The sequence below is a fragment of the Serratia sp. HNCC26DJ244 genome, from assembly GCF_057180565.1.
This window is the reverse complement of sequence record NZ_JBXUGO010000002.1, coordinates 56,008-66,942: the sequence shown is the minus strand read 5'-3', so window position 1 is coordinate 66,942 and position 10,935 is coordinate 56,008. Positions and strand designations below refer to the sequence as shown.

Below are 10,935 nucleotides of genomic sequence, written 5' to 3'. Positions count from 1 at the left end.
CTGTGGTTGGCAAACCAGGCAAAAAAAATATAAAATCATTTTTAATCAAATGATTAACTAACAATTGATTGAAAAAAAAGCAAAAACCAGCATGTAGTAAACATGCACAATGTGAGCTGTCTCCGGTCATCTAACGGCATGGTTACTCGTTGTGAGCTGCGCCTTTTGAATCTCAAACTCAAATAACGCCAACAATGCCCGTGCCCCCTAGGCCCCAGCCAATGTTTAAAGATTCTTTTTAAATAAGTGATAATTCTCGTTATACTCTATCTGGCTGGTTTGAATGACATGGCAAAAACATAATGTGTTTGTGAACAACACATCATGCGAGTCTCAATCCTTAATTGGCGAGTTGCCACAACAAGTGTGAGAATTGCCAAGAGCATCAATAAACCATGTGATGAGTACGACAGATCAGCCTAAACAGATTTGGATACGGTGATCTCGTTCCCGCAATGGACCTAATACTCAGGCGCAGCCCCTGGCGCTTGAATAACGGCGAGTATGAACATTTTCTTTAGGAGATGTATGTCATTGTCAGCAGGGTTATCGATTAAAGGGATGTCACTCGCCTATCACGCCTCTCCCCAAGCAGCGGGTAAACGTGATCTGCGGATTGACTTCCTGCGTGGTATTGCCCTGATTATGATGGTCGCTGCACATATCGAGATCACCTCTGTGGTTAACATTTTCACCTGGGAGCGTTTTGGGTTAACCACCGGGGCGGAAGGTTTCGTCATCTTGTCAGGTTTTGTCCTGGGTTTTCTCAAAAAGCAACAGCTGGAAAGAGATCATTTTCTTACGGTTGCCTACTCGATTTTACGTAGAGCAGTCACACTTTATTTTATTAATATCACGATTATTCTCTCGATCCTGGTACTAACCAAAATGGGGGTCAACACCTATGAGACTACCCATTTTGTGGAAAGATTTTCTGGTACAGCATACTCAATGTATCCCACTGACGGTGGTTCATTAGAATCCTGGTTGAATAACATTTTATTTTTGCAAATAGGCCCTCACCAGACACAGATACTGGGACTTTATTTTTATCTATTATTAATCACCCCAGTGATGTTCTATCTCCTTTACCATAAAAAAGCGTTGTTACTGCTGGGTGTATCTTTAGCTCTATATGTTATTTATCAAGATAATAGGATTATTTTAACCAGTGCACAATTTGAGTTCGCCTTCCCGATTCTTTCATGGCAATTAATTTATGTGCTTGGCTTATGCTGTGGTTGGTATAAAGATGAACTGATGTCTTTGGCAAAAAATAAGTTCGGCGTTTTTGTGATTGGCCTGTTGATAGTCATTTTCTTTATTTTGCTCTTTATTGCACAAAACCGTCTTAACCCCTTTCTACCGAAATCATTTTTCCTTCATATCATTCCTATCAATCAAGTTAACTGGATGTATGATAACTTGGCTGCAAAAAATGCGCTTGGTCCACTGCGGGTACTCAATGACATTGCCTTACTCGTCACCATGTATGTCTTTTTAAGCTATTTCTGGCGGCCGATGAACTATCTATTCAGTTGGTTCCTGGTCCCCTTAGGGCAGAACTCCCTTTATACATTTATACTGCATGTTTATATCGTATTAATTGCTAGCTTCTTTGTAAAATTTAATCTCCTTGAATACCACTGGTTGAGAAATACCTTGGTCCATTGTGCTTCATTGCTTTTCCTTTGGTGGTTGGCGAAATCTCAAGTGCTGCGCCGTTTCGTGCCAAATTAATGGTCCTGGTTCTATAGTGGGCTATGCTCCTGGGGTTCTATCGCTATTCGAAGAATTTTGTGTTTATCATGCTCAAGAAAATAGCTTGCACGTCATCCTGTCGTTCCGGCAATTTCAATCACCATGGATAGCGTAATTAATAAGGAAGTCACCGCATGCACAGAGAAAAACACAGCATAGAGAAAATTGGTTGGCTTCGTGCCGCTGTGCTTGGCGCTAATGATGGCATTGTTTCTACCGCCAGTTTGTTATTGGGCGTCGCCTCAGCCAACGCCACACACCAAACCATTCTGTTAACCGGCATTGCCGGCCTGGTTGCAGGTGCGATGTCGATGGCAGCCGGGGAGTATGTCTCGGTCTCTTCACAAGCCGATACTGAAAAAGCCGCACTGGCGGAAGAACAAGCGGAGTTACATGCCGATTATCCGGGTGAACACCGTGAATTAACCTCAATTTATGTCCACCGTGGGCTTGATTTGGCCTTGGCAAAACAAGTGGCAGAAAAATTGATGAGTCATGATGCGTTAGGTGCACATGCCCGGGATGAGCTGGGGATCTCCGAAATCACCACCGCTCGTCCATTACAGGCGGCCTGGACGTCTGCAATGAGTTTTGCTGTCGGAGCGATACTTCCTCTCTTGGTGGCTTTTATGGTCAGCAGTGATTGGGCCATTACGGCAATCGCGCTCTCGACATTGATTTCACTGGCTATTTTAGGGGGGGTTGCGGCAAAAACCGGCGGAGCGCCTGTACTTCCAGGTATTATTCGCATCACGTTCTGGAGCACTCTGGCGATGGGAGTCTCATCGGGGGTGGGTATGCTGTTTGGTTCACTTGTTAACTGATATAGCAAAGGTTATAACCTATGGACAGGACAAAACAAGGAAAACCACGATGTCGTCAAAAAAGCTGGACACCCTATTAATCGGCGCGGGACGTAACAAACGTTATACCCAAGGTTCCGTCAACCCGGTAACGCAACGTGCCTCTTCATTAGTCTTTGAGTCAGTAGCTGCCAAAAAATATGCCACTGCCAAACGTGCACAGGGTGAACTGTTTTATGGCCGTCGCGGCACCTTGACCCACTTTGCTTTTCAGGATGCCATGACCGAGTTGGAAGGTGGCGCGGGATGTGTTCTCTACCCTTGCGGCGCTGCGGCGGTCGCCAATGCCATTCTCTCTTTTGTGGGCGCTGGCGATCATCTCTTGGTCACCGGCTCGGCCTATGAGCCTACCCAAGACTTCTGCCACCACATTCTTGGTCGCATGAACGTTACCACCCAATATTTTGATCCACTGATTGGTGCCGGCATCGCGGCGTTGATCCAACCGAACACCCGCGTGGTCTTTCTTGAATCCCCTGGTTCCATCACCATGGAAGTGCAGGATATCCCGGCTATCGTCAAAGCCATTCGTGACGTAAACCCGGAAATCGTCATTATGCTCGACAATACCTGGGCCGCCGGCGTTCTGTTTAAAGCCTTGGAGTTTGATATTGATATTTCTATTCAGGCAGGTACCAAGTACATCATCGGCCATTCCGATTATATGCTGGGCACCGCGGTAGCCAATGCCCGTTGCTGGGAGCGCTTGCGTGAGTATTCCTACTTGATGGGGCAAATGGTTGACGCCGATACCGCCTATATGGCCAGCCGTGGCCTACGCACGCTCAATGTACGCCTCAAACAGCATGAACAAAGCAGTATTACCGTTGCGAACTGGTTACAGCAGCGGCCCGAGGTGGCGGTGGTCAATCACCCGGCACTGCCCAGTTGTAAAGGACACGAATTTTATCGCCGCGACTTCAGCGGGTGTAACGGCTTGTTCTCTTTTGTACTCAAAAAACGGCTTAGTAGTGAACAATTAGCCAATTATCTGGATAATTTCAGCCACTTCAGCATGGCTTACTCCTGGGGAGGTTATGAGTCACTGATCCTGGCCAACCAACCGGAAGAACTCAAGGCAATTCGCCCTGCGGGTGGTGTCGATTTCTCTGGTACGCTGGTACGCGTACATATCGGGTTAGAGAATGTGCAAGACCTGATTGACGATCTGGCCGCCGGTTTTGCACGTATCGCTGATTAAACAGTGCCGTGAATTGACCGTCATGCCATCAAAAAACGCCCCCTGGGTTTATGCTGGTTGCCTTGCTGCCAACCCTTTGTAATTTAAAAAACCCGGGGATAGCATATTATTACACTCTGTCTAATGTCCACTTAGGTTAATCGGGTTACACTACAAGCCAAGCCTGAGACACATGATTGTTTCCGTCATGACTCAAACTACTCAACGTTGGCTGTTGTTTGAATAAACCAGGGTATCAAAGCAGGCTAAATGATAAAAAGCCAAGCACCACAGGACAAAAAATGGATGTGTTAAGAGAGATTGTTCACGCACTGTGGACGCAGGACTTCGCTGCACTTGCTGACCCTAAGGTAATCTGGGTGGTTTATGCTGTTGTTTTCACCACCCTGTTCCTGGAAAACGGATTGCTCCCCGCCTCCTTTCTGCCCGGTGACAGTTTGCTGTTATTGGCTGGCGCATTAATTGCCAAAGGCGTGATGAGTTTTATCCCGACACTGATCATTCTGACTGTCGCCGCCAGTCTGGGGTGCTGGCTTAGCTACCTGCAGGGGCGGTGGCTGGGTCATACTAAGTTGGTGAAAGGTTGGTTATTACAATTACCAGCGCAATACCACCAACGCGCCTATATGCTGTTTAACAACCATGGTCTGGCCGCCTTACTGATTGGCCGTTTCCTGGCTTTCGTCCGCACGCTACTGCCTACCATCGCTGGAATATCAGGCCTGAGCAACTCACGTTTTCAGTTTTTTAACTGGTTAAGCGGTTTGGTCTGGGTAGGGCTCGTGGTCTCACTGGGCTATGCCTTTAGTCAGATACCTTGGGTTAAACTCCACGAAGATCAGGTAATGACGGTACTCATGCTCCTGCCAATCGTGCTACTGGTATTGGGTTTATTGGGTGTCATCATGGTCATTTGGCGCAAAAAAAGCGCTTCCTGATAGTCTATCGGTACCTGTGCCTTTACCCCTGTGCCACCATGATATTACTGTCCCGCAGCCGAGCGAGCTCATCGCTCGGCGTAATCCCGAACAAGCGTTTAAACTCACGGCTGAACTGTGAAGCGCTTTCGTACCCTACACGAATGGCTGCTGTACTGGCCTTCAACCCATCATGCACCATCAACAAACGCGCCTTGTGCAGGCGGTAAGATTTCACATATTGCAATGGGGAAGTGTTGGTTACCGCTTTGAAATTATGGTGGAAAGCCGAGACGCTCATATTCACTTCGTTCGCTAACTGTTCCACATTGAGATTTTCGGCGTACTGGCTTTCAATACGCCGCAACGCCTTGGCTATCTGGCTAAAGTGAGTATGGCGATTAACCAATTCCTGCAATGATGCACCACAACTACCACGTAACACGTAATACAACAGCTCGCGCACAATCTGTGGCCCCAGTACCTGAGCATCAAGTGGTGTTTCCATCACGTCCAGCAGGCGCTGGGTCGCACACAGCATTTCCTCAGTCAGCGGAGAAAGATTGACGCAGTTGCTTTCTACCGGTGGTTTTAGCAGGTAATCCTGGTCCCCGATGTCAAACAGCAGGTCCTGCAACATTTGGACATCAATACTTATCCCCAGCCCCACCATCGGACGCTGCGGGCTGGCAAAAGTCTCGCATTCAAATGGCAACGGTACCGTCATCAGCAGATAATTGCGGGGGTCGTACTGAAAAACTTTGTCACCACAGTACCCCACCTTATGCCCCTGAAAGATAATCACAATACAGGGTTCATACATTACCGGTTGGCGGGGCCAATGCTCGTCAGCATACAGAATTGTCACCTTGGCTACTGGCGAGGGGATAAAGCCTTTCCCTCGAACAAAACCCATTGCCTGGCGCGCCATACGGCCACGCCGCTCATCAATTTCAGTCATCACCCTTCTCTTGCCACCCAAACAATCCAGCAAAGAACATCGTAAAAAGCAGGCCTTTTCTACAATGTTTAAGAGAAATAGGCAAGACATTGAGAGAAATATGCATTGCCTGAGCAGGCTAAGTGACTAACAATAGCCAACGACTGTTTTTGCGCCGCTAGCGCTTCCCTGAGACTTGAGAGAATCCAACCATGCAAAACTTTATTCTTCATACCCCAACCAAGATCCTGTTCGGTCAAGGCCAGATCGCCGAACTGGGTAAACAGATCCCTGCAGATGCCCGCATCCTGATCACTTATGGCGGTGGCAGTGTGAAAAAGAATGGCGTACTGGACCAAGTCTATCGTGCGCTGGCTGGCCGCAATGTGCAGGAATTCTCTGGTATTGAACCTAACCCAACCTATGAAACGCTGATGAAAGCGGTTGAAATCGTGCGGGCGGAAAAAATCGACTTCCTGTTGGCCGTCGGTGGTGGTTCTGTAGCCGATGGCACCAAATTTATCGCTGCCGCCGCCCACTATCAGGCCGATAGCGATCCTTGGCATATTCTGAAAACCGTAGGGTCTGATGTCACCAATGCCATCCCGCTCGGTTGTGTACTGACCTTACCTGCCACTGGCTCTGAATCCAACAGTGGTGCGGTAATCACCCGTAAAAGCAGTGGTGACAAACAGCACTTCCACTCATCCTACGTGCAACCGCGCTTTGCCATCCTCGATCCGCTCGTCACTTATACACTTCCTCCACGTCAGATCGCTAACGGTGTGGTTGATGCGTTTATCCATATCCTAGAGCAATATCTGACTTATCCGGTGGATGCCAAAGTACAAGATCGCTTTGCTGAAGGCCTGCTGCTAACGCTGGTGGAAGAAGGTCCACGCGCACTGCTTGAGCCAGAGAACTACCAAGTCCGTGCCAACGTGATGTGGTGCGCCACACTGGCCTTAAATGGCCTGATCGGTGCCGGAGTACCTCAAGACTGGGCAACACATATGTTGGGTCATGAGTTAACTGCTATGCACGGTCTGGACCATGGGCAAACCTTGGCGATTATCATGCCTGCGCTGTTAGTCGAGAAAAAAGCACAGAAACGTGAAAAACTGCTGCAATACGCAGAGCGCGTTTGGGGTCTGCATGGCGGTTCGGAAGATCAGCGTATCGATGGTGCCATTGCAGCTACGCGTGCTTTCTTTGAGAAAATGGGGATCCCTACCCGCTTATCCGACTACCAAATCGATGGCAGTTCCATCCCGGCTCTCCTCGACAAATTGCGCGAACACGGTATGACCGCCCTGGGTGAACATCAGGACATCACACCGGAAGTCAGCGAACGTATTTATCAGGCAGCACGCTAATCGGCTGACTGACACCTCCGTTGATTAACCTTGTTTGAACCGGCCTTGATGGCCGGTTTTTTTCGCTTCATTGCCCAGCTGCCACTGGATAAATTTGGGTATATAATTGAAAGATATCGTTTCAACTTGATGGGTTTATACCCAGGTGGTATGGAGCTCTATGACTCGATCACAAACTTATTTGTCGCGCTTCACCCTGGTGCTGACGCTGTTGGTACTGGCTGGCTGTTCCAGAAACTCTCCGCATACTGGCAACTCTAGCCAAACCTCTGGGCACAATAAGCACACCTATAATTATCAAATTGAAGATGCAGCCAAAGAATATGGTGTCGACCAAAAGCTAATCACGGCCATTATTCAGGTCGAGTCTGGCTTTAACCCCGATGCAGTCAGCCGCTCAAACGCTATTGGCCTGATGCAGATAAAAGCAGATACCGCCGGCTGTGATGCCTACCGTTTTAAAGGTAAACGGGGTTGCCCAGATGAGAGTGACCTGCGGGACCCTCAAGTCAATATCGATTTGGGTGCGGCCTACATCAGTGCCCTGCAACATCAACAACTGAAATGGATTGAAAACCCGGTAACCCGGCGCTACGCCACGGAGGTCGCCTACGCCAATGGCGCAGGAACGCTATTACGCACCTTCTCTAATGACCGTAAAAAAGCCATAAGTATGATCAACAACCTCTCCCCGGAGGCATTTCACTGGCATGTGCGCAAGCACCACCCTTTTCCCCAGGCTCCACGCTATATGTTGAAAGTTGAAGCAGCCTATAACGAGTTGTAGAAAGGGAGGCGCTGTAGAGATTAATGGGTTCACCGAGATCATTAATACGGGTACCCTACAGGAGGGATCCGGCGTAACCCATTCATCATGCAAGCTGCGGTATGTTAGCTGCAGCTTGCACAATCTTGGATCTCACCGAATGAGAATTAACGGCGAACTGCAATTGCTTCGATTTCGATTTTCACATCTTTTGGTAAACGTGCCACTTCAACGCAAGAACGTGCTGGGAAGGGAGCATGGTGTTCAGTAAAGAAAGCTTCGTAGGTCGCATTAACGGTGGCGAAATCATTAAGATCTTTCACAAAAACCGTAGTTTTAACGATATCGGCCACTTTCAGCCCGGCAGCTTCAACAATCGCTTTCACGTTTTCCAGTGATTGACGAGCCTGAGCAGAAACGTCATCGGCAACAGTGCCGGTTTTAGGATCAACCGGAATTTGGCCAGAGGTAATGATCATGCTACCTAGATCAACACCTTGCACATAAGGACCAATAGCAGCAGGGGCGAGTTCAGTACTAATATTACGTGACATTTTTTCTCCTGATACCCTTTTGGCGTTACCAACAGTGGCTGGCACCCCATTGAGTAGCGTTATTTTTGAAATACCATTATAAAGAGTGGTGACAATATTAACAGCACCACTCCCGGCAAAACAGACGATTTTAATCGGCCTGCAATACCACTTGATGTTCAAACTCTTTTTCACAGTAACGGCACTTCAGGTGTACCTCACCAGCATGAGATTTCACACTAAAGCTGGAGGTCACCGGCTCACTGCGACTAATGCAATTGCTGTTCGGGCAGGTCAACACCCCATCGATATGGTCTGGCAGACTGAGGGTCAACTTACGCACCACTTCATAGTTATCGATGCGGTTGACTGTCGCCTTGGGGGCATACATCGCCAGTTGGTTAGCCTGCTGTTCCGTCAGGAAGGTATTCTCAATTTTGATCAAATCCTTGCGCCCCAACTCTCTAGAGGGCAGGTTTAACCCAATGGTGATGCGCTGGTCGGTAGCCGTCAGTTTGAACAGTGTAAGCAGTTTAAAACCGATTTGTGCGGGAATATGGTCGATCACCGTACCGCATTTGATTGCTTCAACCTGGAGTTTATTATCATGAGTCATGGCGGTTCCCCCTTAAAGAGCCAAATCTGCGTTTAATACCAGAGCCAACAACGCCTGGCGGGCGAAAATACCGTTACCCGCCTGCTGGAAATAGTGCGCGTAGGGCGTTTTATCCACTTCGATAGCAATTTCATCAATACGCGGCAGTGGGTGTAACACTTTCAAGTTGTCACGGGCGCGAGCCAAGTCCGAGACGCGCAAGATAAACTGCGCTTTGACATTGGCGTATTCGGAAGGATCCAGGCGCTCTTTCTGTACACGGGTCATATAGAGAATATCCAGCTCAGGTACCACTTCCTCAATACTGGCGTGACAACTATAAGAGATACCTTTTTCCGATAATGTTTTCAGGATATAGCTTGGCATCGCCAAGGCTTCCGGTGCGATAAAAAAGAAGTGGTTCCCTTGGTATTTTGCCAATGCCTGGGTCAATGAGTGCACAGTACGGCCATATTTCAGGTCACCCACCATGGCAATATTGATATTACTCAAGCGGCCCTGAGTTTCCTGTATGGTAAACAGATCCAGCAGGGTTTGAGTCGGGTGCTGATTGGAACCATCACCGGCATTCAATATTGGGATACCACCGGCAAACTCAGCCGCCAGCCGGGAAGCCCCTTCCTGCGGATGGCGCATCACAATGGCGTCAACATAGGTACTGATCACCGAAATGGTATCGGCCAGGGTTTCACCTTTTTTGCCCAGTGAGGTGTTACTGCTATCAGAGAAACCAACAACCGATGCCCCCAGGCGATGAACGGCGGTCTCAAACGATAGACGGGTACGGGTAGAGGCTTCAAAGAAGCAACTGGCGACCACCTTATGTTTGAGCAACTCGGGTTGCGGGTTGGCTTTCAGGCTGGCAGCAGTGCGCAGTACCAGTTCCAGATCTTCACGGCTGAGATCACTAATAGAGATGATGTTCTTGCGATACAGCGGATTGGCCATGTTCACTCTCCTCAGATCAAACCCTTGGCGCGGGGATTTTCAATGTAATTGCAATTCTGCAGACAAAAAAAAGCCCCTCAATTGAGGGGCTTTTTTAAATGATAGGTGCTGTAACAGGAGGAAAAACGGCAGCTGGCCGGCGTTTGGTAGCCGGTTTTGTCCAATATGGCGAACAAAACAAACTTCGTCTTTCATGCTTTCTCCTGGCAAATTGTCGCGCATTATACTCGCGTTTTTGCTCTCTGCAAGCGTTAAGACACCTCTTTTTGTTTTTTCGCCATCCATGCTGGCAACAGCACTCACATTCCTGATTAGAACAGGTAACGGGCACCTAACATAAATTCACTAGAAACCAGGCGAGCTTTCATTTGCTCATCTTTCAGCCCACGGACATTGGTAAAGTTATTAAAACCACTTTCAATGTTGCCCATATCGACATAGCGATAACCTAAGTCTAGGCTAAGTTGCGGCATAGGTGCATAACTAACCCCTGCACCCACGGAATAAGCCAGATTATTCTGGGTACTTTCCGCATATTGGCGCGAAGTATTACCTTGCCAACCATCAGACGTTACCTTGGCAATACCTAAACCCAGGGTACCATAGACCGAAAAGTTATAACCCAATGCATAGTCACGATAAACATTAATCATCACACGTTGGGCGTCCACTTTATGGTGATTGAAACTGCTGGCAAAAGTGGTAGAACCGCTGGTGTATTCAGTACTCTTTTTGAATACATACTCCCCTTCACTGCGCCAACCATTACCAAACTGGTAGCCCAGAGCAATGGAACCATTATAAAAACGCTGATTCTCATCACCGCTGACAAAATTACCCACTCCTGGGCGACTACTGGTGTCCATATTCTCGGCAGACTGTCTGGCATTCAGTAGTTTTACTGCTCCGTAATAGCCAGATAAATAATCATCAGCCAATACATTAGCGGAAAGTCCGGTTAAAACAATCGTTAGTACAAGAGGTTTTATATTCATGTATTTCTCACTTAATAAG

The 10,935-nt window shown here is 48.0% G+C and carries 12 protein-coding genes; 6 read left to right on the top strand and 6 right to left on the bottom strand.

Going from position 1 to position 10,935, the window contains the following annotated elements; all coding sequences use genetic code 11:
- Window positions 1-561 precede the first annotated feature (561 nt).
- From opgC to AC2A06_RS01920, 4 genes are all read left to right on the top strand, one after another.
- Window positions 562-1,740 (top strand): OpgC domain-containing protein, encoded by a 1,179-nt coding sequence (gene opgC / locus AC2A06_RS01935; RefSeq protein WP_484379179.1) that lies wholly within the window; start codon window positions 562-564, stop codon window positions 1,738-1,740.
- A 155-nt stretch (window positions 1,741-1,895) separates the two neighbouring features.
- Window positions 1,896-2,585 carry a VIT1/CCC1 transporter family protein gene (locus AC2A06_RS01930; protein WP_484379178.1) on the top strand — a complete coding sequence of 230 codons (690 nt, stop codon included), beginning with the start codon at window positions 1,896-1,898 and terminating at the stop codon, window positions 2,583-2,585.
- 49 nt (window positions 2,586-2,634) lie between these two features.
- On the top strand, window positions 2,635-3,825 hold the full coding sequence (gene metC, locus AC2A06_RS01925) for a cystathionine beta-lyase (RefSeq protein ID WP_484379177.1): 1,191 nt from the start codon (window positions 2,635-2,637) through the stop codon (window positions 3,823-3,825).
- A gap of 281 nt (window positions 3,826-4,106) precedes the next feature.
- Window positions 4,107-4,763 (top strand): DedA family protein, encoded by a 657-nt coding sequence (locus tag AC2A06_RS01920; protein WP_484379176.1) that lies wholly within the window; start codon window positions 4,107-4,109, stop codon window positions 4,761-4,763.
- 22 nt (window positions 4,764-4,785) lie between these two features.
- Here AC2A06_RS01920 and AC2A06_RS01915 read toward each other — a convergent pair whose 3' ends face one another.
- Complete coding sequence (locus AC2A06_RS01915; protein WP_473196084.1) at window positions 4,786-5,703, bottom strand: AraC family transcriptional regulator; 918 nt, start codon at window positions 5,701-5,703, stop codon at window positions 4,786-4,788.
- 191 nt (window positions 5,704-5,894) lie between these two features.
- On the opposite strand from AC2A06_RS01915, the gene yqhD reads away from it, so the two are divergent.
- Together yqhD and AC2A06_RS01905 are read left to right on the top strand one after the other, a co-directional pair.
- On the top strand, window positions 5,895-7,058 hold the full coding sequence (yqhD, locus tag AC2A06_RS01910; protein WP_484379175.1) for an alcohol dehydrogenase: 1,164 nt from the start codon (window positions 5,895-5,897) through the stop codon (window positions 7,056-7,058).
- Window positions 7,059-7,218: 160 nt separating this feature from the next.
- Window positions 7,219-7,845: a transglycosylase SLT domain-containing protein gene (locus AC2A06_RS01905; RefSeq protein WP_484379174.1), complete on the top strand. Its 627-nt coding sequence runs from the start codon at window positions 7,219-7,221 to the stop codon at window positions 7,843-7,845.
- Window positions 7,846-7,991: 146 nt separating this feature from the next.
- Here the strand turns inward: AC2A06_RS01905 and ridA are convergent, their stop codons facing one another.
- The 5 genes from ridA to AC2A06_RS01880 form a co-directional block, all read right to left on the bottom strand.
- On the bottom strand, window positions 7,992-8,378 hold the full coding sequence (gene ridA / locus AC2A06_RS01900) for a 2-iminobutanoate/2-iminopropanoate deaminase (protein ID WP_473196086.1): 387 nt from the start codon (window positions 8,376-8,378) through the stop codon (window positions 7,992-7,994).
- 130 nt (window positions 8,379-8,508) lie between these two features.
- On the bottom strand, window positions 8,509-8,973 hold the full coding sequence (gene pyrI, locus AC2A06_RS01895; RefSeq protein ID WP_023489652.1) for an aspartate carbamoyltransferase regulatory subunit: 465 nt from the start codon (window positions 8,971-8,973) through the stop codon (window positions 8,509-8,511).
- Window positions 8,974-8,985: 12 nt separating this feature from the next.
- A complete protein-coding gene (gene pyrB, locus AC2A06_RS01890; protein ID WP_484379173.1) occupies window positions 8,986-9,921 on the bottom strand; it encodes an aspartate carbamoyltransferase in 936 nt (311 codons plus the stop codon).
- Between the two features lie 39 nt (window positions 9,922-9,960).
- Complete coding sequence (locus AC2A06_RS01885; protein ID WP_023489650.1) at window positions 9,961-10,116, bottom strand: hypothetical protein; 156 nt, start codon at window positions 10,114-10,116, stop codon at window positions 9,961-9,963.
- Between the two features lie 116 nt (window positions 10,117-10,232).
- Window positions 10,233-10,916 carry an outer membrane protein gene (locus AC2A06_RS01880; protein ID WP_484379172.1) on the bottom strand — a complete coding sequence of 228 codons (684 nt, stop codon included), beginning with the start codon at window positions 10,914-10,916 and terminating at the stop codon, window positions 10,233-10,235.
- Between the last annotated feature and the right edge of the window lie 19 nt (window positions 10,917-10,935).

Coding starts and splice junctions, on each gene's coding strand:
- AC2A06_RS01880 (WP_484379172.1), bottom strand. CDS start 10,916: ATGAATATAAAACCTCTTGTACTAACGATTGTTTTAACCGGACTTTCC.
- metC (WP_484379177.1), top strand. CDS start 2,635: ATGTCGTCAAAAAAGCTGGACACCCTATTAATCGGCGCGGGACGTAAC.
- opgC (WP_484379179.1), top strand. CDS start 562: ATGTCACTCGCCTATCACGCCTCTCCCCAAGCAGCGGGTAAACGTGAT.
- ridA (WP_473196086.1), bottom strand. CDS start 8,378: ATGTCACGTAATATTAGTACTGAACTCGCCCCTGCTGCTATTGGTCCT.
- pyrI (WP_023489652.1), bottom strand. CDS start 8,973: ATGACTCATGATAATAAACTCCAGGTTGAAGCAATCAAATGCGGTACG.
- AC2A06_RS01930 (WP_484379178.1), top strand. CDS start 1,896: ATGCACAGAGAAAAACACAGCATAGAGAAAATTGGTTGGCTTCGTGCC.
- AC2A06_RS01920 (WP_484379176.1), top strand. CDS start 4,107: ATGGATGTGTTAAGAGAGATTGTTCACGCACTGTGGACGCAGGACTTC.
- AC2A06_RS01885 (WP_023489650.1), bottom strand. CDS start 10,116: ATGAAAGACGAAGTTTGTTTTGTTCGCCATATTGGACAAAACCGGCTA.
- AC2A06_RS01905 (WP_484379174.1), top strand. CDS start 7,219: ATGACTCGATCACAAACTTATTTGTCGCGCTTCACCCTGGTGCTGACG.
- AC2A06_RS01915 (WP_473196084.1), bottom strand. CDS start 5,703: ATGACTGAAATTGATGAGCGGCGTGGCCGTATGGCGCGCCAGGCAATG.
- pyrB (WP_484379173.1), bottom strand. CDS start 9,921: ATGGCCAATCCGCTGTATCGCAAGAACATCATCTCTATTAGTGATCTC.
- yqhD (WP_484379175.1), top strand. CDS start 5,895: ATGCAAAACTTTATTCTTCATACCCCAACCAAGATCCTGTTCGGTCAA.